Source organism: Streptomyces sp. NPDC048389 (assembly GCF_040706335.1).
Taxonomy (GTDB): Bacteria; Actinomycetota; Actinomycetes; order Streptomycetales; family Streptomycetaceae; genus Streptomyces.
On the sequence record NZ_JBEZKP010000022.1, the window covers coordinates 19,482 to 43,901 of the forward strand.

Annotated in this window: 20 protein-coding genes and 2 tRNA genes; 8 read left to right on the forward strand and 14 right to left on the reverse strand. The window is 70.0% G+C overall.

The features are described from left to right. Positions 1-27 precede the first annotated feature (27 nt). Entirely contained in the window at positions 28-2,649 is a 2,622-nt protein-coding gene (locus tag AB0903_RS17405) for a valine--tRNA ligase (protein WP_366703599.1), read from the reverse strand. Positions 2,650-2,785: 136 nt separating this feature from the next. On the opposite strand from AB0903_RS17405, the gene AB0903_RS17410 reads away from it, so the two are divergent. Beyond that, positions 2,786-3,760, forward strand: a complete 975-nt coding sequence (locus AB0903_RS17410) for a hypothetical protein (protein WP_366703601.1) — start codon at positions 2,786-2,788, stop codon at positions 3,758-3,760. A 109-nt stretch (positions 3,761-3,869) separates the two neighbouring features. On the opposite strand, the gene clpX is transcribed toward AB0903_RS17410, so the two are convergent. The 5 genes from clpX to AB0903_RS17435 all read right to left on the reverse strand — a co-directional run bounded on the left by clpX (position 3,870) and on the right by AB0903_RS17435 (position 8,553). Beyond that, on the reverse strand, positions 3,870-5,159 hold the full coding sequence (clpX, locus tag AB0903_RS17415) for an ATP-dependent Clp protease ATP-binding subunit ClpX (RefSeq protein ID WP_264243358.1): 1,290 nt from the start codon (positions 5,157-5,159) through the stop codon (positions 3,870-3,872). Between the two features lie 149 nt (positions 5,160-5,308). Beyond that, on the reverse strand, positions 5,309-5,983 hold the full coding sequence (locus AB0903_RS17420) for an ATP-dependent Clp protease proteolytic subunit (protein WP_366703603.1): 675 nt from the start codon (positions 5,981-5,983) through the stop codon (positions 5,309-5,311). A gap of 46 nt (positions 5,984-6,029) precedes the next feature. Continuing rightward, positions 6,030-6,635 (reverse strand): ATP-dependent Clp protease proteolytic subunit, encoded by a 606-nt coding sequence (locus AB0903_RS17425; protein WP_366703708.1) that lies wholly within the window; start codon positions 6,633-6,635, stop codon positions 6,030-6,032. A gap of 295 nt (positions 6,636-6,930) precedes the next feature. Next, positions 6,931-8,325 (reverse strand): trigger factor, encoded by a 1,395-nt coding sequence (gene tig, locus AB0903_RS17430; RefSeq protein ID WP_366703605.1) that lies wholly within the window; start codon positions 8,323-8,325, stop codon positions 6,931-6,933. 151 nt (positions 8,326-8,476) lie between these two features. Beyond that, a tRNA-Pro gene (locus AB0903_RS17435) sits at positions 8,477-8,553 on the reverse strand. 140 nt (positions 8,554-8,693) lie between these two features. Here AB0903_RS17435 and AB0903_RS17440 point away from each other — a divergent pair. Continuing rightward, positions 8,694-8,764: transfer RNA gene (locus tag AB0903_RS17440), tRNA-Gly, on the forward strand. A gap of 94 nt (positions 8,765-8,858) precedes the next feature. Here the strand turns inward: AB0903_RS17440 and AB0903_RS17445 are convergent. After that, positions 8,859-9,053 (reverse strand): hypothetical protein, encoded by a 195-nt coding sequence (locus AB0903_RS17445; protein WP_264243361.1) that lies wholly within the window; start codon positions 9,051-9,053, stop codon positions 8,859-8,861. A 421-nt stretch (positions 9,054-9,474) separates the two neighbouring features. Here AB0903_RS17445 and AB0903_RS17450 point away from each other — a divergent pair, with 421 nt between their 5' ends. Continuing rightward, a complete protein-coding gene (locus AB0903_RS17450; RefSeq protein WP_366703607.1) occupies positions 9,475-10,641 on the forward strand; it encodes an acyltransferase family protein in 1,167 nt (388 codons plus the stop codon). 40 nt (positions 10,642-10,681) lie between these two features. On the opposite strand, the gene AB0903_RS17455 is transcribed toward AB0903_RS17450, so the two are convergent. Next, positions 10,682-11,137 carry an HD domain-containing protein gene (locus tag AB0903_RS17455; protein ID WP_366703609.1) on the reverse strand — a complete coding sequence of 152 codons (456 nt, stop codon included), beginning with the start codon at positions 11,135-11,137 and terminating at the stop codon, positions 10,682-10,684. A gap of 73 nt (positions 11,138-11,210) precedes the next feature. Then, on the reverse strand, positions 11,211-12,356 hold the full coding sequence (locus AB0903_RS17460; RefSeq protein ID WP_366703611.1) for a PP2C family protein-serine/threonine phosphatase: 1,146 nt from the start codon (positions 12,354-12,356) through the stop codon (positions 11,211-11,213). A 105-nt stretch (positions 12,357-12,461) separates the two neighbouring features. Between AB0903_RS17460 and AB0903_RS17465 the strand changes: the two genes are divergently transcribed. Further along, on the forward strand, positions 12,462-13,691 hold the full coding sequence (locus AB0903_RS17465) for a GNAT family N-acetyltransferase (RefSeq protein ID WP_366703613.1): 1,230 nt from the start codon (positions 12,462-12,464) through the stop codon (positions 13,689-13,691). Positions 13,692-13,964: 273 nt separating this feature from the next. Here AB0903_RS17465 and AB0903_RS17470 read toward each other — a convergent pair whose 3' ends face one another. From AB0903_RS17470 to AB0903_RS17480, 3 genes are all read right to left on the reverse strand, one after another. Continuing rightward, a complete protein-coding gene (locus AB0903_RS17470) occupies positions 13,965-14,777 on the reverse strand; it encodes a DNA-formamidopyrimidine glycosylase family protein (protein ID WP_366703615.1) in 813 nt (270 codons plus the stop codon). Then, a complete protein-coding gene (locus AB0903_RS17475; protein WP_366703617.1) occupies positions 14,777-15,265 on the reverse strand; it encodes a ribose-5-phosphate isomerase in 489 nt (162 codons plus the stop codon). Before AB0903_RS17475 ends, AB0903_RS17470 begins: the two co-directional genes overlap by 1 nt. 145 nt (positions 15,266-15,410) lie before the next feature. After that, positions 15,411-16,025 carry a biotin transporter BioY gene (locus AB0903_RS17480; RefSeq protein ID WP_366703619.1) on the reverse strand — a complete coding sequence of 205 codons (615 nt, stop codon included), beginning with the start codon at positions 16,023-16,025 and terminating at the stop codon, positions 15,411-15,413. Between the two features lie 516 nt (positions 16,026-16,541). On the opposite strand from AB0903_RS17480, the gene AB0903_RS17485 reads away from it, so the two are divergent. Then, the gene (locus AB0903_RS17485; RefSeq protein ID WP_366703621.1) at positions 16,542-17,957 is read left to right on the forward strand and encodes an amino acid permease; all 1,416 of its coding nucleotides are present in this window, start codon (positions 16,542-16,544) and stop codon (positions 17,955-17,957) included. 180 nt (positions 17,958-18,137) lie between these two features. Continuing rightward, positions 18,138-18,773 (forward strand): superoxide dismutase, encoded by a 636-nt coding sequence (locus AB0903_RS17490; protein ID WP_366703623.1) that lies wholly within the window; start codon positions 18,138-18,140, stop codon positions 18,771-18,773. A gap of 169 nt (positions 18,774-18,942) precedes the next feature. On the opposite strand, the gene AB0903_RS17495 is transcribed toward AB0903_RS17490, so the two are convergent. After that, positions 18,943-19,581, reverse strand: coding sequence for a DsbA family protein (locus AB0903_RS17495; RefSeq protein WP_366703625.1), 639 nt, complete (start codon positions 19,579-19,581; stop codon positions 18,943-18,945). A gap of 116 nt (positions 19,582-19,697) precedes the next feature. Here AB0903_RS17495 and pepN point away from each other — a divergent pair, with 116 nt between their 5' ends. Both pepN and AB0903_RS17505 read left to right on the forward strand, forming a co-directional pair. Next, entirely contained in the window at positions 19,698-22,259 is a 2,562-nt protein-coding gene (pepN, locus tag AB0903_RS17500; RefSeq protein WP_366703627.1) for an aminopeptidase N, read from the forward strand. Positions 22,260-22,781: 522 nt separating this feature from the next. After that, positions 22,782-23,807, forward strand: a complete 1,026-nt coding sequence (locus AB0903_RS17505) for a hypothetical protein (protein WP_366703629.1) — start codon at positions 22,782-22,784, stop codon at positions 23,805-23,807. On the opposite strand, the gene AB0903_RS17510 is transcribed toward AB0903_RS17505, so the two are convergent. Beyond that, on the reverse strand, positions 23,783-24,250 hold the full coding sequence (locus AB0903_RS17510) for an NUDIX hydrolase (protein ID WP_366703631.1): 468 nt from the start codon (positions 24,248-24,250) through the stop codon (positions 23,783-23,785). The two genes, AB0903_RS17505 and AB0903_RS17510, sit on opposite strands and share 25 nt — an antisense overlap. Positions 24,251-24,420 lie beyond the last annotated feature (170 nt).

The window sequence follows — 24,420 nt, forward strand, 5'->3', positions numbered from 1 at the left end:
CCCCGGGGCCTCGGCCGCCGCCGGCCGTCAGCTCGCGGGCAGAGCGCCGAGCTGGCTCTCGATCCGCGCGATGTCCTCCTCGGCCTTGGCGAGCCGGACCCGGATCTTGTCGACCACATGATCCGGTGCCTTGGCGAGGAACGCCTCGTTGCCGAGCTTGGCGGTCGCCTGCGCGACCTCCTTCTGCGCCGCACCCAGGTCCTTCGTCAGACGCTTGCGCTCCGCCTCGACGTCGATCGTGCCCGACAGGTCGAGCGCCACGGTGGTGCCTGCGACCGGGAGCGACGCGGTGGCGTGGAACCCCTCGCCCTCCGGCTGCAGGCGCAGCAGCTGACGGATCGCGGCCTCGTGCGGCGCGAGCGCCGTGCCGTCCAGGGTGAGCCTGGCCGGGACCTTCTGGCCGGGCTGCAGACCCTGGTCGCTGCGGAACCGGCGGACCTCGGTGACGACCTGCTGGACCAGCTCGATCTCCCGCTCGGCGGCCTCGTCGCGGAAGCCGCTGTCGGCGGGCCAGTCGGCGACGACCAGCGACTCGCCGCCGGTCAGCGTCGTCCACAGCGTGTCGGTGACGAACGGGACGACCGGGTGCAGCAGTCGCAGCATCACGTCCAGGACCTCGCCGAGGACCCGGCCGGACACCTTCGCCTGCTCGCCGCCCGCGAAGAAGGTCGTCTTGGACAGCTCGACGTACCAGTCGAAGACCTCGTCCCAGGCGAAGTGGAACAGCGCCTCTGAAAGCTTCGCGAACTGGAAGTCCTCGTAGTGGGCGTCGACCTCCGCGACCGTCGTGTTCAGCCGCGACAGGATCCAGCGGTCGGTGGACGACATCGCCTCGGGCGCGGGCAGCGGGCCCTCGACCGTGGCGCCGTTCATCAGGGCGAAGCGGGTGGCGTTCCAGATCTTGTTCGCGAAGTTGCGCGAGCCCTGGACCCAGTCCTCGCCGATCGGGACGTCGACGCCCGGGTTGGCGCCGCGCGCGAGCGTGAAGCGCAGGGCGTCGGAACCGTACTTGTCCATCCAGTCCAGCGGGTTGACCGCGTTGCCGAAGGACTTGGACATCTTCTTGCCGAACTGGTCGCGGACCATGCCGTGCAGGGCGATGGTGTGGAACGGCGGGGTGCCGTCCATCGCGTACAGGCCGAACATCATCATCCGGGCGACCCAGAAGAACAGGATGTCGTAGCCGGTGACCAGGACGGAGTTCGGATAGAACTTCGCGAGGCTCTCGGTCTGCTCGGGCCAGCCGAGCGTGGAGAACGGCCACAGACCGGAGGAGAACCAGGTGTCGAGGACGTCGGTCTCCTGGTGCCAGCCCTCGCCCGCGGGCGGCTGCTCATCGGGACCGACGCAGACGATCTCGCCGTCCGGGCCGTACCAGACCGGGATGCGGTGGCCCCACCACAGCTGGCGCGAGATGCACCAGTCGTGGAGGTTGTCGACCCAGTCGAAGTACCGCTTCTCCATCTCCTGCGGGTGGATCTTGACCCGGCCGTCGCGGACGGCGTCGCCGGCGGCCTTCGCCAGCGGACCGACCCTGACCCACCACTGCATGGACAGACGCGGCTCGATGGTGGTCTTGCAGCGCGAGCAGTGGCCGACGGAGTGGACGTAGGGGCGCTTCTCGGCGACGATCCGGCCCTCGGCGCGCAGTGCGCCGACGATGGCGCTGCGCGCCTCCAGCCGGTCCAGGCCCTCGAACGGGCCGTGAGCGGTGATGACCGCGCGCTCGTCCATGACGGCGATCGACGGCAGGTCGTGCCGCTGCCCGATCTCGAAGTCGTTGGGGTCGTGCGCGGGCGTCACCTTGACGGCGCCGGTGCCGAACTCCGGATCGACGTGCGTGTCAGCCACGACCGGGATCGTACGGTCCGTCAGCGGCAGCTTGATCCGCTTGCCGACCAGGTGCTTGTAGCGCTCGTCGTCGGGGTGGACGGCGACGGCGGTGTCACCGAGCATCGTCTCCGCGCGCGTGGTGGCGACGACGATGGTCTCGTCACCCTCGCCGTAGGTCATGGAGACGAGCTCGCCGTCGTCGTCCTGGTACTCGACCTCGATGTCCGAGATGGCCGTCAGACAGCGGGGGCACCAGTTGATGATGCGCTCGGCGCGGTAGATCAGCTCGTCGTCGTAGAGCTTCTTGAAGATGGTCTGGACGGCCTGGGAGAGCCCCTCGTCCATGGTGAAGCGCTCACGCGACCAGGCGACGCCGTCGCCGAGGCGGCGCATCTGGCCGGAGATCTGGCCGCCGGACTCGCCCTTCCACTGCCAGACCCGCTCGATGAACGCCTCACGGCCCAGGTCGTGGCGGGACTTGCCCTCCTTGCCGAGCTCGCGCTCGACGACGTTCTGGGTGGCGATACCGGCGTGGTCCATGCCCGGCTGCCACAGCGTCTCGTGACCCTGCATCCGCTTGCGGCGGGTGAGGGCGTCGATCAGCGTGTGCTCGAAGGCGTGGCCGAGGTGGAGGCTGCCCGTGACGTTCGGCGGCGGGATGACGACCGTGAAGGGAGGCTTGTCGCTCTTCGCGTCCGCCTCGAAGTAACCCCGTTCCACCCAGCGCTCGTACAGCGGCCTCTCCACCTCGGCCGGCGCGTACTGGGTCGGCAGTTCGGAAGGGGGCGCTGTCTGCTGCTGAGTCTTCTCGGTCACCGGGCCAGTTTAGAGGTGTCACAGTGCCGTACTGAAACCCGATTCTTCGGTAACGGTGTAGCCCCCGCCACCCACGTGGGCGCGGATTGGGCCAGGATGTCGGCAACACATAAACATCACGAGGGGATCACCCGTAATGAGCTACAACCAGCCGGGCCCGTACGGCGGGCAGCAGCCGCAGCAGCCCGGACCGTACGGCCAGCCGGGGCCCTACGGCCAGCCGCAGGGCCAGCCGGGCCCTTACGGCCAGCAGCCGCAGGCCCCGCAGCCCGGTTACGGGTACCCGCAGCAGGCGCCGCAGGGCGTCCCGCCGCAGCAGCCGTACGGCTACCCGCAACAGCCCGGCCAGCCCGCTCCTTACGGCCGGCAGCCCCAGTACGGTGCACAGCAGCCGGGCGGCTACCCGCCCCCGCCGCCCGCGCCGAAGAAGAAGACGGGTCTGATCGTCGGCGCCGCGGTCGCGGCCGTGGCGGTCCTCGCCGGCGGCGGATACTTCCTGCTGGGCAGCGGTGGCGGCCTCGAGGACGACGGTCCGCACAAGCTGACGACGCCGGCGAAGCTGCTCAAGGACTACAACCGCATGGGCCAGGACCAGAAGCCCGCGAAGGCGGACGACGACCTGGCCAAGCAGCTCACGGTCGCGGGGGTGACCGACGCGATGTCGGTCGGAACCGGCTACACGGTCATCGATCCCACCAAGCTGGATCCGGCCGACCCGGACTCCTTCGCCAAGATCCAGCAGTCCAAGACGCTCTCCTACAACGGCCTATTCGGCAAGATCTCCGATCCGGAGAGGGCTCTGGACACGTTCTTCGCGGCCATGAAGGCCGAGGCCGAGAAGGACGGTGCGTCGTCCGGTAAGGCGCCCGCCTTCGTCGGTTCGCCCGAGTCCGTCGAGCCCGACGGACTCGACGGGGCGCTGATGAAGTGCCAGATGATCGAAGGCACCAGCACCGAAACGAAGCAGCAGGTCTCGCAGGCGATGTGCGTCTGGGCGGACTACAGCACCATCGCGGTGGTACTGGCGCAGGACAAGGGCGCCGGGAAGGGGATCGACGAGACGGCGTCGATCGCGGCGCAGGTTCGCAACGAGGTCCGCGTCAAGGTCTGACGGCGCGCTTCGTACGTCACGCGCCATACGTCACGCGTCACGCGTCACGCGTCACGCCGAAGGGGCGCCCGGTCAAGTGACCGGGCGCCCCTTCGGCGTTGGGTTGCGGCTACGCCGACTTCTCGTGACGGCCGTTCCCCTCGTCCTTGACGATCCTCGGGACCAGCGTCGGGTTGACGTTGTTGTGGACGACGTCCTCGGTGATGACCACACGGGCCACGTCCTTGCGGGACGGGACCTCGTACATCACCGACATCAGGACCTCCTCCATGATCGCGCGCAGGCCGCGCGCGCCGGTGCCGCGGAGAATGGCCTGGTCGGCGATGGCCTCCAGGGCCGGGAGGTCGAAGTCCAGCTCGACACCGTCGAGTTCGAACAGCCGCTGGTACTGCTTGACCAGCGCGTTCCGCGGCTCGACGAGGATCTTGAGAAGGGCTTCGCGGTCCAGGTTGTGGACCGACGTGATGACGGGAAGACGGCCGATGAACTCGGGGATCATGCCGAACTTGACCAGGTCCTCCGGCATGACCTCCTGGAACTGGTCGCTCGCCTCGATCTCGCGCTTGGAGCGGATCGTCGCGCCGAAGCCGATGCCCTTCGCTCCCGCGCGCGACTCGATGATCTTCTCGAGGCCGGCGAAGGCGCCGCCCACGATGAAGAGCACGTTCGTCGTGTCGATCTGGATGAACTCCTGGTGCGGGTGCTTGCGGCCGCCCTGCGGGGGGACCGAGGCGGTGGTTCCCTCAAGGATCTTGAGGAGGGCCTGCTGCACGCCCTCGCCGGAGACGTCCCGGGTGATCGACGGATTCTCGCTCTTACGGGCGACCTTGTCGATCTCGTCGATGTAGATGATCCCGGTCTCGGCCTTCTTGACGTCGTAGTCGGCCGCCTGGATCAGCTTGAGCAGGATGTTCTCCACGTCCTCGCCGACATAGCCGGCCTCCGTGAGCGCCGTCGCGTCGGCGATGGCGAACGGGACGTTCAGCATGCGGGCGAGGGTCTGGGCGAGGAGCGTCTTGCCGGAGCCCGTGGGGCCCAGCAGAAGGATGTTGGACTTGGCGAGCTCGATCGCGTCGTCCCGGCCCTGCGCTCCGCCGTTCTCGCCGGCCTGGACCCGCTTGTAGTGGTTGTACACCGCGACCGAGAGGGCCTTCTTCGCGGGCTCCTGCCCGACGACGTACCCCTCGAGGAACTCGTAGATCTCGCGCGGCTTGGGCAGCTCCTCCCACCGCACCTCGGAGGTCTCGGCGAGCTCCTCTTCGATGATCTCGTTGCAGAGGTCGATGCACTCGTCGCAGATGTACACCCCGGGGCCTGCGATGAGCTTCTTCACCTGCTTCTGGCTCTTTCCGCAGAACGAGCACTTGAGCAGGTCGCCGCCATCACCGATGCGTGCCACGAGGTGCTTCCCCAATCGCCTGGGAGCGGCTTGGTTCAGCCGGCTCCTGGTGCCTCATATTCGACGGTACCTTGCCTGGCCCTTGGTTCGGGCCCCCCTTGGCGCGGTTCACCCATTGTCGTGTACCGCGCCAAGGGCCGTCATACCGGTCAGGCGGCCGCTCCGGCCGTGCTCTTACGGGTGGAGACGATCTGGTCGACGAGGCCGTACGCCAGCGCGCCGTCGGCCGTGAGGATCTTGTCGCGCTCGATGTCGTCCCGGATCTTGTCCAGCGGCGTGGTGGAGTGCTTGGCCAGCATCTCCTCCAGCTGCTCACGCATCCGCAGGATCTCGTTGGCCGCGATCTCCAGGTCGGAGAGCTGCTCGCGGCCGGTCTGCGAGGACGGCTGGTGGATCAGGACACGGGCGTGCGGCAGGGCCATCCGCTTGCCGGGCGTGCCGGCGGCGAGCAGCACGGCCGCGGCGGAGGCCGCCTGGCCCATGCAGACCGTCTGGATGTCCGGCTTCACGAACTGCATCGTGTCGTAGATCGCCGTCAGCGCGGTGAAGGAGCCACCGGGGCTGTTGATGTAGATCGAGATGTCCCGGTCCGGGTCCATCGACTCCAGGCACAGCAGCTGCGCCATCACGTCGTTCGCGGAGGCGTCGTCGATCTGCACGCCGAGGAAGATCACGCGCTCCTCGAAGAGCTTCGCGTACGGGTCGTACTCACGCACGCCCTGAGAGGTGCGCTCGACGAAGCGCGGGACGACATAGCGGCTGTCCGGCCGGGGGCCGGTGTAGAGACCGCTGGCGGAGAAGTTGCTCATGTGGGTGTTCACCATCCTGGTGGCGTTCTGCGGGCTCGGGAGGGGGCTGGTGCGGTGCGGCTCAGGCGCCGGTGCCGCCACCGCCCGGAACGCCCGAGGCGGCGGAGATGATCTCGTCGATGAGGCCGTACTCCTTGGCCTCTTCGGAGGTGAACCAGCGGTCGCGGTCGCCGTCGCGGATGATCGTCTCGATGGTCTGGCCGGAGTGCTGGGCGGTGATCTCGGCCATGCGCTTCTTCGTACGGAGCAGGTACTCGGCCTGGATCTTGATGTCCGAGGCGGTACCGCCGAGGCCGGCCGAGCCCTGGTGCATGAGGATGTCGGTGTTCGGCAGGGCGAACCGCTTGCCGGGGGCACCACCGGTCAGCAGGAACTGGCCCATGGAGGCGGCCATGCCCATGCCGATCGTCACCACGTCGTTCGGGATGTACTGCATGGTGTCGTAGACCGCCATGCCGGCCGTCACCGAACCGCCCGGGCTGTTGATGTAGAGGTAGATGTCCTTGTCCGGGTCGGCGGCAAGGAGCAGCATCTGCGCGGTGATCTTGTTGGCGATGTCGTCGTCGACCTGCTGGCCCAGGAAGATGATGCGTTCGCCGAGCAGCCGGCTGTAGACCTGGTCGCCGAGGCCACCACCGATGGAGGGCTCGCCGGCGGCTGTAGGCATCAGATTCGTCACGTATCCACCTGCTCGTCTCTGACGGCTTCGGCCGTCTCAGCGTCTTCGTACCGGGGGCGGGGACTCCCCCGCCCTCGTATTCATGGACCCTAACGCGCAGGTCGGACAGAGCCATCCCGCTTCCCGAACTGTTCGCTCGGAGCGCAAGGTCCACGCCGCCGGTCCGAACTCCCTCAGCGGGTCCGCAGCGGCCCCGGAACGGACCGTGGGAGGACCGCTGTACGCGTACGGGCTCCGGGCGCCGCAGTGGCGTCCGGAGCCCGTAGCAGGGTCAGCGCGAGGCTCAGGCCCCGGCCTTCTCCTCGCCGTCACCCTCGACGACGGCCTCGGCCGTCTCGGCGGCGGCGCCGTCGGAGGGCTCTTCCTCTTCGTCCTCGAGGTCGACGACCTCACCGTTGGTGTCGAGGACCTTCGCGGCCTCGACGACCACGGCCAGCGCCTTGCCTCGGGCGACCTCGCCGACGAGCATCGGCACCTGGCCGCCCTCGACGACGGCCTGGGCGAACTGGTCGGGGCTCATGCCGGAGGACTGCGCACGCCGCATGAGGTGCTCGGTGAGCTCCTCCTGGTTGACGTTCAGCTTCTCCTTGTTGACCAGCTCGTCCAGCACGAACTGGGTCTTGATGCCCTTGACCGCCTGCTCCTTGGTCTCGGCATCGAACTCTTCCTCGGTCTTGCCCTGGATCTCCAGGTACTTGGCGAGGTCGAGGCCCATCTGGCCGAGCTGGTGGTTGACCAGGTTGTGCTTGCGGGTGTTGATCTCGTCCTCGAGCAGCTTCTCGGGGACGGGGACCTCGACGAGCTCGAGCAGCTTCTCGAGAACACGCTCCTGGGCCTGCGTGGCCTGGTCGTACTGCTTCATGTTCGCAAGGCGCTTGCGGCTGTCGGCCTTCAGCTCCTCGAGGGTGTCGAACTCGCTCGCCATCTGGGCGAAGTCGTCGTCGAGCTCGGGGAGTTCCTTGGCGGTTACGGCGGTGACCTTGACGCTGACCTCGGCGTCCTTGCCCTCGGCGGAGCCGCCCTTCAGCTGCGAGGTGAAGGTCGCCTCGCCGCCGGCCTCCAGGCCGGTGACCGCCTCGTCGATGCCTTCGAGAAGCTCGCCGGAACCGATGGTGTACGAGACACCCTCCGCGACACCGTCGGGCAGGACCTCGCCGTCGACCTTGGCCTCCAGGTCGAGCGTGACGACGTCACCCTCGGCGGCGGCGCGCTCGACCGGGTTGGTGGACGCGAAGCGCTCACGCAGCTGCTCCACCGACTTCTCGACGTCCTCGTCGGTGACCTCGACGGCGTCGACGGTGACCTCGATGCCGGAGTAGTCCGGGATCTCGATCTCGGGGCGGACGTCGACCTCGGCCGTGAAGGCCAGCGTCTCGCCGTCCTTCAGCTCGGTGATGTCCACCTCGGGCTGGCCCAGCGGGTTCAGCTCGGCCTCGTTGACCGCCTCGGTGTAGAGCTTGGGAAGCGCGTCGTTGACCGCCTCCTCCAGCACCGCACCACGGCCGAACCGCTGGTCGATCACTCGGGCAGGGATCTTGCCCTTACGGAAGCCCTTGACCGTGACCTGCTGGTTGATCTTCTTGTACGCCGCGTCGAGGCTGGCCTTGAGCTCCTCGAAGGGCACCTCGACAGTGAGCCGAACCCGGGTCGGGTTCAGGTTCTCCACGGCGCTCTTCACGGTTCGGTCTCCTTGGTGGCTGACATCTTTGGGTTCTGCTGCGCCGATACATCGGCGATTCAGCGGATCGGGCCCGGCACATCAGACACACGGGCACGCAGCTTGCATAGTAACGGCAAGCAGACGGCGCCTCACAACGCGATCTTGCTGGTGGTCGGGGTGGCCGGATTCGAACCGACGACCTTCCGCTCCCAAAGCGGACGCGCTACCAAGCTGCGCCACACCCCGTCGGTGCGAACCGTAGGGTACATGCCCGGCGGGCGGGCACCGCGCCTTTTACCGCTCGGCGAAGGGAGTGTGCGTCCAGCGCCCCGGACCCGCTACGATGCTTCTCGTGCCGCGGGCCACGTGACCTGCGGTGCGAGCTTGCGGGCGTAGCTCAATGGTAGAGCCCTAGTCTTCCAAACTAGCTACGCGGGTTCGATTCCCGTCGCCCGCTCTGCGCACACCTCGGGCCCGGTCCGGTGATCAGTCACCGGACCGGGCCCGAGTGCGTTCGGCGGGGAGGGGTGCCCGGGGCGCGGGCGGGGATCTCAGAAGCTGATCTGGTTGATCGTCTCGGCTATCGAGTTCATGAATCTCTCGATCGACGGCGCCATGCCTGTCGACGCGAGGAAGAAGCCGAACAGGGCCGCCACGATGGCGGGCCCCGCCTTGATGGAGCCGCCGCGGATCAGCACCACGAGGACGATCGCCAACAGAAGCACCACTGACAGCGAAATGGCCACAACTGATCACACCCTCGGTCGGTCCGCCTTACCGGCCCGGAGCGCACGGTCCAGCACGCTCCCGCCCGCACCATCGTGCCATCAACCCCCTTGCCCCTGGGGCCGAGTGGCGAATCGTCCCCGACAGGATCAGGCCACCGCCGTTGCGGAGGCACGGCGGGTGCCGCCGTACCGCCGAGGCCGGCCGGGTGAAATACGAGCAGGAATTGCCCTTGATCGTTTCACCCTCCCCACACTTCTGCCACGAGAAATTCGAAGCAGCTCCGTGAGGCAATTCACGCGACCGCGGAGAGTGGGCGATATGCCCTGTTCAAGGCGGTGCAACCAGTACATACCGCCCTCTTGGGGCGGGCATCACATTCGAATGGGCCGGATTGCGGCATGTTTTACGCATCGAATAGCTACGGCTAGGGTGCCTTGAATGTTCCACGCTGCGCATGGATACGAGAGGACATCCGGACCTGAGGTCACGGAGTCCGAGACCACCCCGGGGGCCCGGGCGGCGACCGCTGTCGCCCCGGTCGCGAGTGGCCTGAAATCCGCCCCTCAGGCGGCGTCGAAGGCCACCGGGCGGGACGCCTACTTCGACAACGCGAAGTATCTGGCCATCGTGCTGGTGGCCGTGGCGCACGCCTGGGAGCCGGTCATGGAGGGCAGCAGAGCCACGCGTGCCCTGTACATGGTGATCTACACCTTCCACATGCCGGCCTTCATCATCATCTCCGGCTACTTCTCACGGAGTTACCGGGGCGAGCCGCATCAGATCAGACGACTGCTGACCGGCATCGCGCTGCCGTACGTCGTCTTCGAGGTCGCCTATTCGCTGTTCGCCCGGTACGCGGACGACGATCCGTCGCGGCCCGTCAGCCTGCTCGACCCGTTCTATCTGACCTGGTTCCTGGCCGCGTTGTTCATCTGGCGGCTGACCACCCCGCTGTGGCAGCTGGTGCGGTGGCCGATGTCCGTCGCGCTCGCCATCGGTGTGCTGGCGGCGCTCACCCCGGGCATCGGGGCGGACCTCAACCTCGCTCGGGTGCTGCAGTTCCTGCCGTTCTTCGTGCTCGGCCTGTGCATGAAGCCGGAGCACTTCCAGATGCTGCGGCGGCCCGAAGCACGGCTGCTGGCCGTGCCCGTCCTCGCGGGGGCGCTGCTCTTCGCGTACTGGGTGGCCCCGCGCATGAACCTGAGCTGGTTCTACCGCTCCGGCAGCGTGCAGGAGCGCGGCTGGCCGTGGTGGTCGGGCCTGGTGGTGGTCGTCGCGCTCTTCGGGTGCGCGCTGGTGCTGAGCGCCGCGTTCCTCGCGCTGGTGCCGAGCCGCCGGGCCTGGTTCACGGCGCTGGGCGCCGGAACCGTCTGCGGCTATCTGCTGCACGGCTTCGCGGTCAAGGCCGGTGACTACTGGGGGCTGTTCGAGAGCCGGCCGTGGCTCGGCGACCCGGTCGGCCTGGTGGTGCTGACGCTGGGTATGGGCGTCCTCGTGACCTTGATGTGCTCACCACCGGTACGCCGCGCTCTGCGGTTCGTCACGGAGCCCGAGATGAAGTGGGCCTTCCGCCACGACGCCGCCGAGCCGGGGCCGCGCCGGTGAGCAGCGGGCGTCGTCGCGGGACTGACTGCCCGGACCCGCTCTAGTCGGCGCTCAGGCCCAGCAGTTCTCGGGTCCTGGCGTACTTGGCGGCCAGCCTGTTCCGTGTGGCCTCCTCGAGCACGGCGAGGCGCGCGGGGTCGGCGTTGTGGGCCAGGTCGGCCTGTTTGACGAGCAGCGCCCCGGGGGTCTCCAGGATGCGCCGCGTATAGACCTCGAGGTCCTCGTCCTCGCCTTTGGTGAGGGCGAGGACCATGTCCTTCACGGACTTCGGCAGCGCCGCACCTTCGAGCCATGCCCGACTGAGCACGCCGTCCTCGACCGTGTCGTGGAGCCAGCCCGCGGCAACCTGGTCCTCGCCGCCGCCCCGGGTACGCACGCCCTCGGCGACGGCCGCGATGTGTTCCGCGTACGGGCGGCCCGCCTTGTCCTGCTGTCCGGCGTGCGCCGCGCGGGCGATCGCCTCGATCTCGGCCAGGGTCAGCGTCTGCTCCGACATGGGACGACTGTACGCGTGCGAAGGACCGGGGCGGCGCGATGACGACGGTGGCGCGGGCGGCGTCGGGCCGGCCTCACACCTGGCGGCACAGCAGCAGCAGCGCCCGGTCGTCGTTGACGTCCTTGGCGACCGCCTCGATCAGGTGCCAGGCCGCGCCCTCGAACCCCGAGGCCACATAGCGGTCGGCCTCACCGGTGAGCCGGTCGATGCCCTCGGCGATGTCACGGCCGGACGCCTCGACCAGGCCGTCGGTGAAGAGCATCAGCACGTCGCCGGCGCGCAGACAGCCCTTGACCGGGTCGAACTGCGCCGCGTCGTAGACGCCGAGGAGCGGGCCCTCCGCGGTCTTCTCCTCCCAGCGCCCGCTGCCCGCGTGGAGCTGGAGCGCGGGCAGATGGCCCGCGGAGAACAGTTCGTAGTCGCCCGAGTCGAGGTCGAGTACGAGATGGATGGACGTGGCGAAGCCCTCGTCCCAGTCCTGCCGCAGCAGATAGCCGTTGGCCGCGGGCAGGAACCCGTGCGGGGGCAGCGAGCCCAGCAGCCCGCCGAACGCCCCGGACAGCAGCAGTGCGCGCGACGCCGCGTCCATCCCCTTGCCGGAGACGTCCGTGAGGACGACCTCCAGGGTGCGGCCGCCGTTGGTACGGGCGGCGACCGTGAAGTCGCCGGAGAAGGACTGACCGCCGGCCGGGCGGAGCGCCATCTCCTGGTGCCAGCCCTTCGGCAGCCGTGGCAGGGCGCTCTGCACCCGGATGCGTTCGCGCAGGTCGAAGAGCATGGTGCCGCCGCGCCGCCACGGCACGCCGACCCTCGCCCTGAACTGGGCGATGAGCAGGCCGAAAAGACCGCACGCCGCGACGACGAGGACCGTGCCGGGGGTGACCCTGGCCGGGCCCTCCAGATACGGGCCGAGCACCACGGACTCCACGATCAGGGCGCCCGCGGCGGCCGCGTAGAGGCCGAGCAGGCTCGCCGGCCTCAGCAGCAGCCCGCCCGCCACGATCGGCAGGACGAGCGCCACCGGTGAGCACCACACGGGCGCGGCGATCGTTCCCCAGGTGATCGCGGGGACGGTCAGCAACAGCCCCACCAGCGCGAGCCAGTCGGAGCCGTCGCCGCGGAAGTAGTCGACGGCGGATCGGCGCAGCGTCGTACGGGCCCGGTGCACGGCTTTGCGCATCCGGGCCGTGAACGAGTCTGCTGCAGAGCCGTGGGCCATTGCCGGGACCCTATCCACCCGCCGCCCCGCCGTGCAGGGGGACCCCACGACATCGTGTTCGAAATCGGGTCGCGACGCGTCGTGGGCGGCTGGTAGGCATGGCATATGACGACGGATCTGAGAGTGCTGCGGCAGTCCGAGTGGGACCGGTGGTATGCGAATCTGGAACTCGCCTTCGGAGGTGTCGCGGAGAGCCCGCCGGAGCGCGAGCTGTGGGAGGCGCTGACGGAGACAGAGCGCTCGATCGGCGTCTGGGACGGCGAGGACTGCGTCGGCACGGCGGGGGCGTTCACCTTCTCCGTGTCAGCGCCGGGCGGCACGTTCGTACCCGCGGCCGGAGTGACCATGGTCAGCGTCGCTGCCACGCATCGGCGGCGCGGGATCCTGTCGTCGATGATGCGCCGTCAGCTCGACGACGTCCGCTCGTGGGGTGAGCCTCTCGCCGTGCTCACGGCCTCCGAGCCGGAGATCTACGGCCGGTTCGGCTACGGCGTCGCCACGCACCAGCTGTCCGTCGATATCGACTCCTCGCGGGTGCGCGTGGCCATGCCGCCGGGCGGGGAGGACGTCCGGCTGCGGTTCGTTTCCGTCACAGAGGGCGCAGAGGCGTGCGAGGAGGTGTACCGGCGCACGATCGGCGCGCGGCCGGGGATGCTCGCGCGCCGGCCGGGGTGGGAGCGGCTGCCCCTGCTCGACCCTCCGAGCGAGCGGCAGGGCGCGTCTCCGATGCAGTGTGTGCTCGCCGAGCGGGACGGGCAGGTCGTGGGGTACACCCGTTTCCACAACAAGCCGGACTGGACCGCGGCCGGCCCCGACGGCTCGATCTCGGTACGGCACATCGACGCACTCGACCCGGTGGCGTACGCGGTGCTGTGGCGGTTCCTGTGCGACATCGACCTGACGGTGGCCGTCCGGTCCCGCAACCGCCCGGTCGACGACCCGCTGCTGCACCTCGTCAGCGACATCCGCCGCTGCGACGTGCGGGTACGGGACTCGCTGCACGTTCGATTGGTCGACGTCGGGGCCGCGCTGGAGGCCCGGCGTTACGCGGCGCCGGTCGACGTGGTGTTCGACGTCGACGACGCGTTCTGCCCGTGGAACACGGGCCGCTGGCGGCTTACCGGGGACGCGAAGGGCTCGACGTGCGCACGGACGCGGGATGCGGCCGAACTGGAGCTGTCGGTACGGGAGTTGGGGGCGGCGTATCTGGGGGGCGTGTCGCTGGCGTCGATGGCGGGGGCGGGGCGGGTACGGGAGCTGCGGGAGGGGGCGCTGCGGGAGGCGTCGGTCGCGTTCGCGTCGGACGTGGCGCCCTGGTTGCCGCACGGGTTCTAGGGGGCGTGCGGCGGATACGGGCGCCCGGGGCGGGGGGCGCCTGCGGCGGGCTTGTACCCCTACCCGGCCCTTCCCGAAGCCGCGCTCCGGCCCGGACCCGTTCGGGGGCTCCGCCCCCGGACCCCGTGCCTCACACGCCGGCGGGCTGCTTGCGCCACCGCCCCGGAGGCCGCCCGGCTGCATACGCCCCGGCACGCCACAGGCCGCCGAACCGGGAACGCCCCCGCGCCTCGAACACCGGCGGGCTGCATTCGGGCGGCACTCCCGCGACGGTCAGTGCGAGGGCTGGCAGGTCGGGCACCAGAAGAGGTTGCGGGCCGACAGCGCCGCCGCGCGGATCTCGGTGTCGCAGACGTGGCAGGGCAGGTTCGCCCGGCGGTAGACGTAGACCTCGCCGCCGTGGTCGTCGACACGCGGCGGGCGCCCCATCGCCTCGGGTGTGTGTTCCGGGCGGACCGTGTCGATGCGGTTGTTGCGTACGCCCTCGCGCATCAGAGCCACCAGGTCGTCCCAGATCGCGTCCCATTGACGGCGCGTGAGGTCCCTGCCGGCCCGGTAGGGGTCGATGCCGTGGCGGAAGAGCACCTCGGCGCGGTAGACGTTGCCGACGCCCGCGATGATCTTCTGGTCCATCAGGAGCGCGGCGATCGTCGTGCGGGAGCGGGAGATCCGTGCCCAGGCCCGGTCCGGGGTGTCGGACGGTCTGAGCGGGTCGGGGCCCAGGCGGTCGTGTATCGCCTGCTTCTCGCCGTCGGTGAGCAGCGCGCAGGCCGTGGGGCCGCGCAGGTCGACGTAGGACGAGGCGTCGGCCAGGCGCAGCCGCACCGTGTCGGTGGGCGGCGGTGCGGGCGCGTCACCGAAGTGGACCTTGCCGAACAGGCCGAGGTGGATGTGGACCCAGCCGAGCGGCCCGAACCCGAGGAACAGGTGCTTGCCGTGGGCGTCGGCGCACTCGAGCACCTGGCCGTCGATCAGCGCGGCACTGTCGGAGAACTTCCTCTGCGGGCTCGTCGCACGCACGGACCGGCCGCCGAACCTCTCGCTGTGGTCGGCGGCCAGTCGGTGGATCGTGTGCCCCTCGGGCATCAGCCCTGCTGCGGGTGGTGGGCCGGAATCGGGGGCAGCTCGCCGGTGGTCTCGTACGCGGAGAGCATGTCGATGCGGCGGGTGTGACGCTCTTCGCCGGAGTACGGAGTGCTCAGGAAGATCTCGACGAACTTGGTGGACTCCTCCAGGGAGTGCATCCGGCCGCCGATCGCCACGACGTTGGCGTTGTTGTGCTCGCGGCCGAGGGCCGCGGTCTGCTCGCTCCAGGCGAGCGCGGCACGCACGCCCTTGACCTTGTTGGCGGCGATCTGCTCGCCGTTCCCGGAGCCGCCGATCACGATGCCGAGGCTGCCCTCGTCCGCGGCGGTCCGTTCGGCGGCGCGGAGGCAGAACGGCGGGTAGTCGTCCTGTGCGTCGTAGATGTGGGGACCGCAGTCCACGGGCTCGTGGCCGTGGGCCTTGAGCCACTCGACGAGGTGGTTCTTGAGTTCGAAGCCGGCATGGTCGGAGCCGAGGTACACGCGCATGGTCCGAGTGTGGCATGCGGGACCGGCGCGGTCCGGCTCGGGGCTGCCGGTGCGCGAGGCGCCGCAGCTGACCGGCCCTGGCCCGCCGGACCACCCGAGGGCCGGACCACCCGAGGGCCGGACCGCCCGAGGGCCGGACCGAGCGTCAGTCGCGGCGGCCGAGGAGCTTCCAGGCGGTGGGCAGCGTGCCCATCGCCAGGGCGGCCTTCAGCGCGTCGCCGATCAGGAACGGCACCAGGCCCGCGGCGACCGCCTCACCGAGGGACATGCCGGTGGCCAGCGCCAGATAGGGCACGCCTACCGCGTAGATGATCGCGGAGCCGGCCGCCATCGTGCCGGCCATGCGCAGCATCGAACGGTCGCCACCGCGTCGGGCGAGGTGACCGACGGCGGTCGCGGCGAGCAGCATCCCGAGGATGTAGCCGAAGGACGGCATCGCATAGCCGGAAGCGCCCTGGGCCAACCACGGCATGCCCGCCATGCCGGCCACCGCGTAGAGGGCGAGGGACAGCAGACCCCTGCGGGCGCCGAGCGCGGTGCCCACGAGGAGGGCGGCGAAGGTCTGGCCGGAGACGGGGACCGGGGAGCCGGGGACGGGGAGGGCTATCTGTGCCGCGATGCCGGTGAGGGCCGCGCCGCCGACGACCAGGGTGATGTCCCGTACGCGGGTGGCGGAGTCCCCCTGCCCGAAGAGCTTGGGGGAAGGCAGCAGATCGGCGAGGACGAGCCCCGGTCGGGCGGGGGCGGCAGCAGTGCTCATCGGGACTCCGCGGGGGTGTGGGCAGTTCGGAACAGGGCGACCGTAGCCCACGGCCCGTCGCCGGATCACCATCAGCCGCCCACAAAGCGGCGGTTGACGGCTTGGTGGGGTTCACACAAAGAGCCATGACCCTGCGACCGACGACGTGACACGCATCACTGAGGCCCTGGTCACGAGAGGCGTTTTGCGCAGTCGCCCCCGACTCGTGAAGACTGTAGGGACTCCATAACTCGTGCCGAGTGAGTCGAGTGTCCTCCCAGCCGTCCCGGCGGCTGCGCCGGGACGCCGAGCACAGGCGGCGGGGCGACCCGTCCCGCGAACGCGGGGCGCTCCGGCGGCTCACCCGGGCGGCGACGGACGTACGTGACCGGCGCCACCGAGGCGTGGAGCTCTTGTGCACGACCCTTGACCATGTGTGAGCATCGTGACCGTATAGCGGACACCGATGCCTTGTGAGCGGTGCTCATGACCACACTGGTCCGCTCCCCCGTCTCAGCTCATGAACAGGGCACGCCCATGTCTCGGACCACCGCGCCCGCGCAGACCGACCAGCAGGCCGGCGCCACGGCGGACGCCACGCTCACGCACGGCCTCAAACAACGTCATCTGTCGATGATCGCCCTCGGCGGTGTCATCGGAGCCGGGCTTTTCGTCGGTTCGGGAGCCGGCATCGCCGCGGCCGGCCCGTCGATCGTCGTCGCCTACGCGCTGTCCGGTCTGCTCGTCATGCTGGTGATGCGGATGCTGGGCGAGATGTCGGCCGCGAACCCGGCCTCCGGCTCCTTCTCCGTGCACGCCGAGCGTGCGATCGGACCGTGGGCGGGATTCACCGCCGGCTGGGCGTTCTGGTTCCTGCTCTGCGTGGCCGTCGGCCTGGAGGCGATCGGCGCCGCCGGGATCATGACCGGTTGGTTCCCGGGCACTCCCGAGTGGGCCTGGGTGGCGCTGTTCATGCTGGTGTTCTGCGGCACCAACCTGGCGGCGGTGAAGAACTTCGGCGAGTTCGAGTTCTGGTTCGCCGCGCTCAAGGTCGGCGCGATCGTGCTCTTCCTCGGCATCGGCGTGCTCGCCGTCGTCGGCGTCCTGCCGGACGTCGACGCCCCCGGTACGACCAACCTGACCGGCGACGGCGGCTTCATGCCCAACGGCACCGAGGGTCTGATCGTGGGTCTGCTCGCCTCCGTCTTCGCCTACGGCGGCCTGGAGACGGTCACCATCGCGGCCGCCGAGTCCGAGCACCCGGTGAAGGGTGTGGCGAAGGCCGTGCGCACCGCGATGTGGCGGATCGCCGTGTTCTACATCGGTTCGATGGCGGTCATCGTCACGCTGGTGCCCTGGCACGACGAGGCGGTCGAGAAGAAGGGCCCGTACGTCGCGACCCTGGACCACCTGGGCATCCCCGCTGCGGGCGGGATCATGAACGTCGTGGTGCTGATCGCTCTGCTGTCCGCGATGAACGCCAACATCTACGGCGCCTCCCGCATGGCCTGCTCGCTGGTAGCCCGTGACCAGGGGCCCAAGGCACTGGGCCGGGTCTTCGGCGGTGTGCCGCGCGTCGCCGTCGTCGTGTCCTCCGTCTTCGGCTTCCTGTGCGTGCTGCTGTCCTACTGGCGGCCGGACGACGTCTTCATGTGGCTGCTCAACACGATCGGCGCGATCATCCTGGTCGTCTGGTTCTTCATCGCCGTGTCCCAGCTGATCCTGCGCCGCCGCACCGAGCGCGAGGCGCCCGAGAAGCTGGTCGTGAAGATGTGGCTGTTCCCGGCGCTGACGTGGGTGGCGCTGGCGGGCATGGCTGCCGTGTTCGTGCTGATGGCGCGCGAGGAGGGCACCCGCGTCCAATTGCTGTGGACGGGCGGACTGACGCTGGTGCTGGCGGCGGTCGGCCATCTGATCCAGCGGGGCCGCGGCAGCCGCGCCCCGGTCGACTGACCGGCACCGCACCACGACGGAGGGACCCCCGGGCCGTGACGGCCCGGGGGTCCCTCCGTCGTGCCCGGCCACCATCGCCGCCGCTTCAGGAACCTGATCAACACGGACGCCTCTTGCTGGTAGCGTGCAGTTGCATAGGATTCGCAACAAGTTGTTGGCAGTCGGAGGGACCACCGGACCATGGCCATCTACACGCTTCCTGAACTTCCGTACGACTACGCGGCGCTCGAGCCGGTCATCAACCCGGAGATCATCGAGCTCCACCACGACAAGCACCACGCCGCGTACGTGAAGGGCGCCAACGACACCCTCGAGCAGCTCGCGGAGGCGCGCGACAAGGACGCGTGGGCAGCGATCAACGGCCTGGAGAAGAACCTCGCGTTCCATCTTTCCGGGCACATCCTGCACAGCATCTACTGGCACAACATGACGGGTGACGGCGGCGGCGAACCGCTGGAGAAGGACGGCGTCGGCGAACTGGCGGACGCGATCGCCGAATCGTTCGGCTCCTTTGCCAAGTTCAAGGCCCAGCTGTCCAAGGCGTCCGCGACCACGCAGGGGTCTGGCTGGGGCGTGCTGGCGTACGAGCCGGTGAGCGGCCGGCTGATCGTCGAGCAGGTCTACGACCACCAGGGCAACGTCGGCCAGGGCACCGTGCCGATCCTGGTCTTCGACGCCTGGGAGCACGCCTTCTACCTGCAGTACAAGAACCAGAAGGTCGACTTCATCGAGGCCATGTGGCGGGTCGTGAACTGGCAGGACGTGGCGAAGCGCTACGCGCAGGCCAAGGACCGCACGCCGCTGATCGCCCCCTGAACCGGCGCCACCGGATGTCCTGCTCGTGATCGTCTTCTCAACCTTCACCGGGCAGGCGGCAAGACGGACGGCCCCCGCGAGGACGTGACTCGCGGGGGCCGTTCGGCGTGGGGACGCTGGGCTTGGGGACGCTCGACGACCTGGGACTGATTGAGGTCGGTGCGACCGCTCAGTCGAAGATCGGGCCCGCCGTCCGCGTGCGCTTGATCTCGTAGAAGCCCGGGATCGAGGCGACCATCAGCGTGCCGTCCCAGAGCTTGGCCGCCTCCTCCCCCTTGGGGGCGGGGGTGACGACCGGGCCGAAGAAGGCGATCTGCTCGCCGTCGGCCCCCGGAACGGCGATGACCGGCGTGCCGACATCCTGGCCGACCTTCTCGATGCCCTCCTTGTGGGAGGCGCGCAGCTGGGCGTCGTACGTGCCCTTGTCCGCGAAGTCGGCGAGGGAAGTCGGCAGACCGACCTCCTTGAGCGCCGCGACCACGGCCTCCCGCACGGGTCCCCGGCCCTCGTTGTGGAAGCGGGTGCCGAGGGCGGTGTAGAGCTTGCCGACCACCTCGTCGCCGTACTCCTGCCGGGCGGCCACCACGACCCGCACCGGGCCCCACGCCTGGTTCTCCAGCATGTCCCGGTACTCCGCCGGCAGCTCGTCGAGCTTGTCCTCGTTGAGCACGGCAAGGCTCATCACATGCCAACGCACCTCTACGTCGCGAACCTTCTCCACCTCGAGCATCCAGCGCGAGGTCATCCAGGCCCAGGGACACAGCGGGTCGAACCAGAAGTCCACGGGCGTCTTGCCGTTGTGCGACATATCACTCCTCGGAAAGGGCCGGCGCCCTGCGCGCCTGCCCGGGCAACGCCGCCGAGGGCCCGGTGGATTCCCATGGGAGGATCGCTCCTGTTCGAACGAGACACGAAGGAGTGCTTGTGCCCGGTGAGAATCTGTCCCGCGACGAGGCCCGGTCCCGGGCCGGACTGCTGTCCGTCGACGGGTACGAGGTGGCCCTCGACGTGCGTTCCGCGGTCGGGGAGCCCGAGAACTCCTCCGGGCCAAGGACGTACCGGTCCGTGACCACCATTCGCTTCCGCGCCGAGGAGCCGGGCGCCTCGACGTTCGTGGACCTGGTGGCCCCGGCCGTGACGGCCGTCACCCTCAACGGCGAGAAGCTGGACCCCGCCGCCGTCTTCGACGGCTCGCGCATCACGCTCGACGCCCTGACCGCGGAGAACGTACTCGTCGTCGACGCCCAGTGCGCCTACAGCCGCACCGGCGAGGGTCTGCACCGCTTCGTCGACCCCGAGGACGGGGAGGTGTACCTCTACACCCAGTACGAACCGGCCGATGCCCGACGAGTCTTCGCCAACTTCGAGCAGCCCGACCTCAAGGCACCGTTCCGCTTCGAGGTCACGGCCCCCGAGGGCTGGACGGTGTGGAGCAACCGCGAGGGTGCGCGCTCCGAGGACGGGACGTGGCGGTTCGCCGAGACCGCGCCGATCTCGACGTACATCACCACGATCGTCGCCGGGCCGTACCACTACGAGACCGATCTGTACGAGCGCGAGCTGCCCGACGGCACGCTGCTGCGGATCCCGCTGGGCGCGATGTGCCGCAAGGGGCTGGCCAGGCACTTCGACGCCGACGACATCTTCCTCGTCACCAAGCAGGGCCTGGACTTCTTCCATGAGCACTTCGACTACCCGTACCCCTTCGGGAAGTACGACCAGGCGTTCGTGCCCGAGTACAACATCGGCGCGATGGAGAACCCGGGCTGTGTCACCTTCCGGGAGGAGTTCGTCTTCCGCGGCAAGGTGACGCAGGCGTCGTACGAACGCCGCGCCAACGTCATCCTGCACGAGATGGCGCACATGTGGTTCGGCGACCTGGTCACCATGCAGTGGTGGGACGACCTGTGGCTCAAGGAGTCCTTCGCGGACTTCATGGGGTCCTTCTCGATGGTCGAGGCCACCCGCTTCACCAACGGCTGGGTCACCTTCGCCAACAACCGCAAGTCGTGGGCGTACCGCGCCGACCAGCTGCCGTCCACGCATCCGATCACGGCCGACATCCATGACCTCGAGGACGCCAAGCTCAACTTCGACGGCATCACGTACGCCAAGGGCGCCTCCGTGCTGAAGCAGCTCGTCGCGTACGCCGGTCGGGACGCGTTCCTCGAAGGGGCGCGGCGCTACTTCAAGCGTCACGCGTACGGGAACACCCGGCTCGGCGATCTGCTGTCCGTGCTGGAGGAGACCTCCGGACGCGACATGAAGACGTGGTCGCGCTCCTGGCTGGAGACGTCCGGCGTCAACTCGCTGACCCCGGAGGTCGTCGTCGGGGAGGACGGCCGGATCACGGAGCTGGCGATCGCCCAGGACGGCGGGACGCTGCGGCCGCACCGGGTGGCGGTCGGCCTGTACCGGGTCGAGGACGGCGCACTGGTGCGGTACGCGCAGACCGGGGTGGACGTCACCGGTGCGCGGACGGTCGTCCCCGGGCTCGCGGGCGAGGAGCGGCCGGGGCTGGTCCTGGTCAACGACGAGGACCTGACCTACTGCAAGCTCCGCTTCGACGAAGGGTCGCTGGAGACACTGCGGGCGTCCCTCGGCGACATCACCGACCCGCTGGCGCGTGCGCTGTGCTGGTCGGCGCTGTGGAACCTGACGCGGGACGCGCTGATGCCGGCGCGGGACTTCGTCGGCCTGGTGCTGAGGTTCGCCGGCCGCGAGTCCGACATCGGCGTGCTGCAGATGCTGCACGCGTGGACCCGCGCGGCCCTCGTCCACTACGTGGCGCCCGACTGGCGCGAGGAGGGTGGCCGGCTGGCCGCCGAGGGCGCGCTGCGGGAGCTGCGGGACGCGGAGCCGGGGAGCCAGCACCAGCTGACCTGGGCGCGGTTCTTCGCGTCGGTCGCCGCGTCGGACGAGGACTTCCGGCTGCTGAGCGGGCTGCTGGACGGCACCGCGAAGATCGACGGACTGGACGTCGACCAGGAGCTGCGCTGGTCGTTCCTGGAGCCACTGGCCGCGCACGGCGCCGCCGACGAGTCCGCGATCGCCGCGGAACTGGCGCGCGACGACACGGCGTCGGGCAAGCGGCACGAGGTGCGCTGCCTGGCGTCCCGGCCGTCGGCGGCGGTCAAGGACCAGGCGTGGGCGGCGGTCGTCGAGTCGGACACGCTCTCCAACGCGCTCGTCGAGGCGACGATCTCGGGCTTCGTCCAGCCGTCGCAGCGTGCGCTGGTCGCGCCGTACACGGAGAAGTACTTCGAGGCGATCGAGCGAGTGTGGGCCGAGCGGTCGATCCAGATCGGGATGGACGTGGTGCGGGGCCTGTACCCGGCCCTGCAGGACTCCGCCGCGACGCTCGCCGCGACGGACGAGTGGCTCGCCGCGCGCCCGTCGGCGGCGCCGGCGCTGCGGCGGCTGGTGGCCGAGGCGCGGGACGACTTGGCGCGGGCGCTGAACGCGCAGGGGCGGGACGGGGACTGACGGGCCGCCGAGGGCGCCGCGGGGAGAGGGGGCGGTGGCCCGCTGCGCGGAGCCGGTCCCCTACCCGCCCCTTCCCGAAACCGGGCTCCGCCCGGACCCGGTACCGCGCTGCGCGCGGTCTCCCCGGGCAAGCCTCCAACCCCACCACGCCCTCCGGCCGCCACTTGAGGGCTGTGCCCCCACACCCGTGCCCGCCCGACGGCCGGACCGGGCTCCGCCCGGACCCGGTACCGCGCTGCGCGCGGTGGCCTCAAGCGCCGGCCGGGCCGGTGTGCCGGGCCCGTCCAGCCCCGCCGCCGGCGATTGAGGCGCCGGGAACGCGGGGCGGAGCCCCGACGAGACCGGCAAGCTCCCCGCCGCCGGCGATTGAGGCGCCGGGAGTAGGGGGCGGAGAGCCCCCGGGGGAAGGCGCGCGGGGTGTCGGCAGTCGAACGGGCGTACTTTAGGGCAGGGTCGTCCCGAATTGTCGACGAGCTTGTAACAGCGGTTAGCCCGGTCCGGCGACGCGGGCATCTCATCGGCATGAGCCACCCCGACGCTTCCCTCTCCCCTCTCCCCCTCCCCCTCGCCTCCGCGTCCCACCGCGTCGTGTCCGGCGCGCAGTTGCGGATGCACGGCGTCCCGCCCTCGCGGGTCGCGGAGCAGTGCCGGCCCGGTGGGGCGTGGCAGATGCTGCTGCCGGGGGTGTATCTGCTGCATCCCGGGCTGCCCACCGGCGCGGAGCGGCTGCACGCCGTGCTGATGTACGCCGGCCGGCCCGTCCTGCCTGCGCAGGGGCACGAACGGCAGGACTCGGCACCGTACGGCGACGCCATGGTCACCGGACTCGCCGCGCTCGCCCTGCACGGGTTCTCGGCGGTGCCGTCGCTGACGGCGCTCGGCGTGATCGACGTGCTGGTGCCGGGGACCCGGCGGCTGCGGTCGACGGGCTGCGCCCGGCTGCTGCGGGGGCGCTCCCTCCCGCAGGCGCAGGAGATCACCGGCCTTCCCGTCGCCCCGGCGGCTCGCGCGGTCGCCGACGCCGTGGCACAGCTCGACGACGCGCAGCTCGTCGGCCGGCTGCTGACGGAGGCCGTGCGCGGCGGCTACAGCGAACCGGCCGCGCTGGTACGGGAGTTGAACAACGCCCGGCTGCTGGACCGGCCGCACGTCGTCAGTGCCGTCGACGACCTGCTCGCGGAGCGCCGCGCCCTGGCGGAAGGCCGGCTGTACCGGCTGGTGCGCGACGGCGGCCTGCCCGACCCGTTGTGGAACGTGGACCTCCGCCTTCCCGGCGGGCCGCGTCTCGGCGGGGTCGACGCGTACTGGCCCGAGCAGGCCGTCGCCGTGGAGCTGGACACCCGGACACCGCGCCAGGACGCGGAGGCCGAGTGGGCGCGGTACGCCCGCAAGCGGGACCACTTGGAGCGCCTGGGCATCACCGTCGTGCATCTCACGCCACGCAAGCTGCGCGAGGCTCCGGAGCAGCAGGCGACCGTGGTGCGTACGGCGCTGATGGCCGCGGCGGACCGGGAGCCCGCTGCCTATGTGGTCGTGCTGCCCCGCTGAGGGGCCCGGCCCAGCGCGGGTCTGGAGCGCCACAGTTCCAGGCCGACGTCGACGAGTTCCACCCGGTCGAGGCGGGGAACCGCCGCCAAGGGGTGCCAGGCGGCAAGGTCCGTGGACCCGTTGACCTCGTTGCGCAGCCCGCCGCCGGTGATCCGGCCCTCGTACACGATCCGCAGGCCCTGGAAGTCGGCGAACGCGCCCAACGTGCGCGGGTAGCGTCGGCGTACCGAGTCGAGTCCGAGCAGCGCCGTCATCTCGGAGCCGTACCCGGTCTCTTCCTCCACCTCCCGTACGACGGTGTCGAGGGGGTCCTCGCCGTGGTCCATGCCGCCGCCGGGGAGCGTCCACCTCTTGGTTCCGTCGCGGGCGACCCAGCGGGCCAGGAGGACCTGTCCGTCCCGGACGCACACGGCGTAGGCCGCGACCCTCAACTCCTTGTTCATCCGGTGAGATTACCGGCGCGCCCGGCCGGCCAGGGCGGTACGCACCGGTTCGTTCCCGGTGGCGCACCGTACGCGGTGGCGGATGTGCGCCATGCACACATCCGTCTCGATCAACCCTCCACAAACCCCTGTCATTTACGAAAGGCTGAGCGGTCATCCGGCACCGTATT

Bases quoted from the DNA above. Each gene is read 5' to 3' on its own strand.
- AB0903_RS17410 (WP_366703601.1), top strand. From the start codon at position 2,786: ATGAGCTACAACCAGCCGGGCCCGTACGGCGGGCAGCAGCCGCAGCAG.
- AB0903_RS17420 (WP_366703603.1), bottom strand. From the start codon at position 5,983: ATGGTGAACACCCACATGAGCAACTTCTCCGCCAGCGGTCTCTACACC.
- AB0903_RS17425 (WP_366703708.1), bottom strand. From the start codon at position 6,635: ATGCCTACAGCCGCCGGCGAGCCCTCCATCGGTGGTGGCCTCGGCGAC.
- AB0903_RS17450 (WP_366703607.1), top strand. From the start codon at position 9,475: ATGTTCCACGCTGCGCATGGATACGAGAGGACATCCGGACCTGAGGTC.
- AB0903_RS17455 (WP_366703609.1), bottom strand. From the start codon at position 11,137: ATGTCGGAGCAGACGCTGACCCTGGCCGAGATCGAGGCGATCGCCCGC.
- AB0903_RS17460 (WP_366703611.1), bottom strand. From the start codon at position 12,356: ATGGCCCACGGCTCTGCAGCAGACTCGTTCACGGCCCGGATGCGCAAA.
- AB0903_RS17465 (WP_366703613.1), top strand. From the start codon at position 12,462: ATGACGACGGATCTGAGAGTGCTGCGGCAGTCCGAGTGGGACCGGTGG.
- AB0903_RS17470 (WP_366703615.1), bottom strand. From the start codon at position 14,777: ATGCCCGAGGGGCACACGATCCACCGACTGGCCGCCGACCACAGCGAG.
- AB0903_RS17475 (WP_366703617.1), bottom strand. From the start codon at position 15,265: ATGCGCGTGTACCTCGGCTCCGACCATGCCGGCTTCGAACTCAAGAAC.
- AB0903_RS17480 (WP_366703619.1), bottom strand. From the start codon at position 16,025: ATGAGCACTGCTGCCGCCCCCGCCCGACCGGGGCTCGTCCTCGCCGAT.
- AB0903_RS17485 (WP_366703621.1), top strand. From the start codon at position 16,542: ATGTCTCGGACCACCGCGCCCGCGCAGACCGACCAGCAGGCCGGCGCC.
- AB0903_RS17490 (WP_366703623.1), top strand. From the start codon at position 18,138: ATGGCCATCTACACGCTTCCTGAACTTCCGTACGACTACGCGGCGCTC.
- AB0903_RS17495 (WP_366703625.1), bottom strand. From the start codon at position 19,581: ATGTCGCACAACGGCAAGACGCCCGTGGACTTCTGGTTCGACCCGCTG.
- AB0903_RS17505 (WP_366703629.1), top strand. From the start codon at position 22,782: ATGAGCCACCCCGACGCTTCCCTCTCCCCTCTCCCCCTCCCCCTCGCC.
- AB0903_RS17510 (WP_366703631.1), bottom strand. From the start codon at position 24,250: ATGAACAAGGAGTTGAGGGTCGCGGCCTACGCCGTGTGCGTCCGGGAC.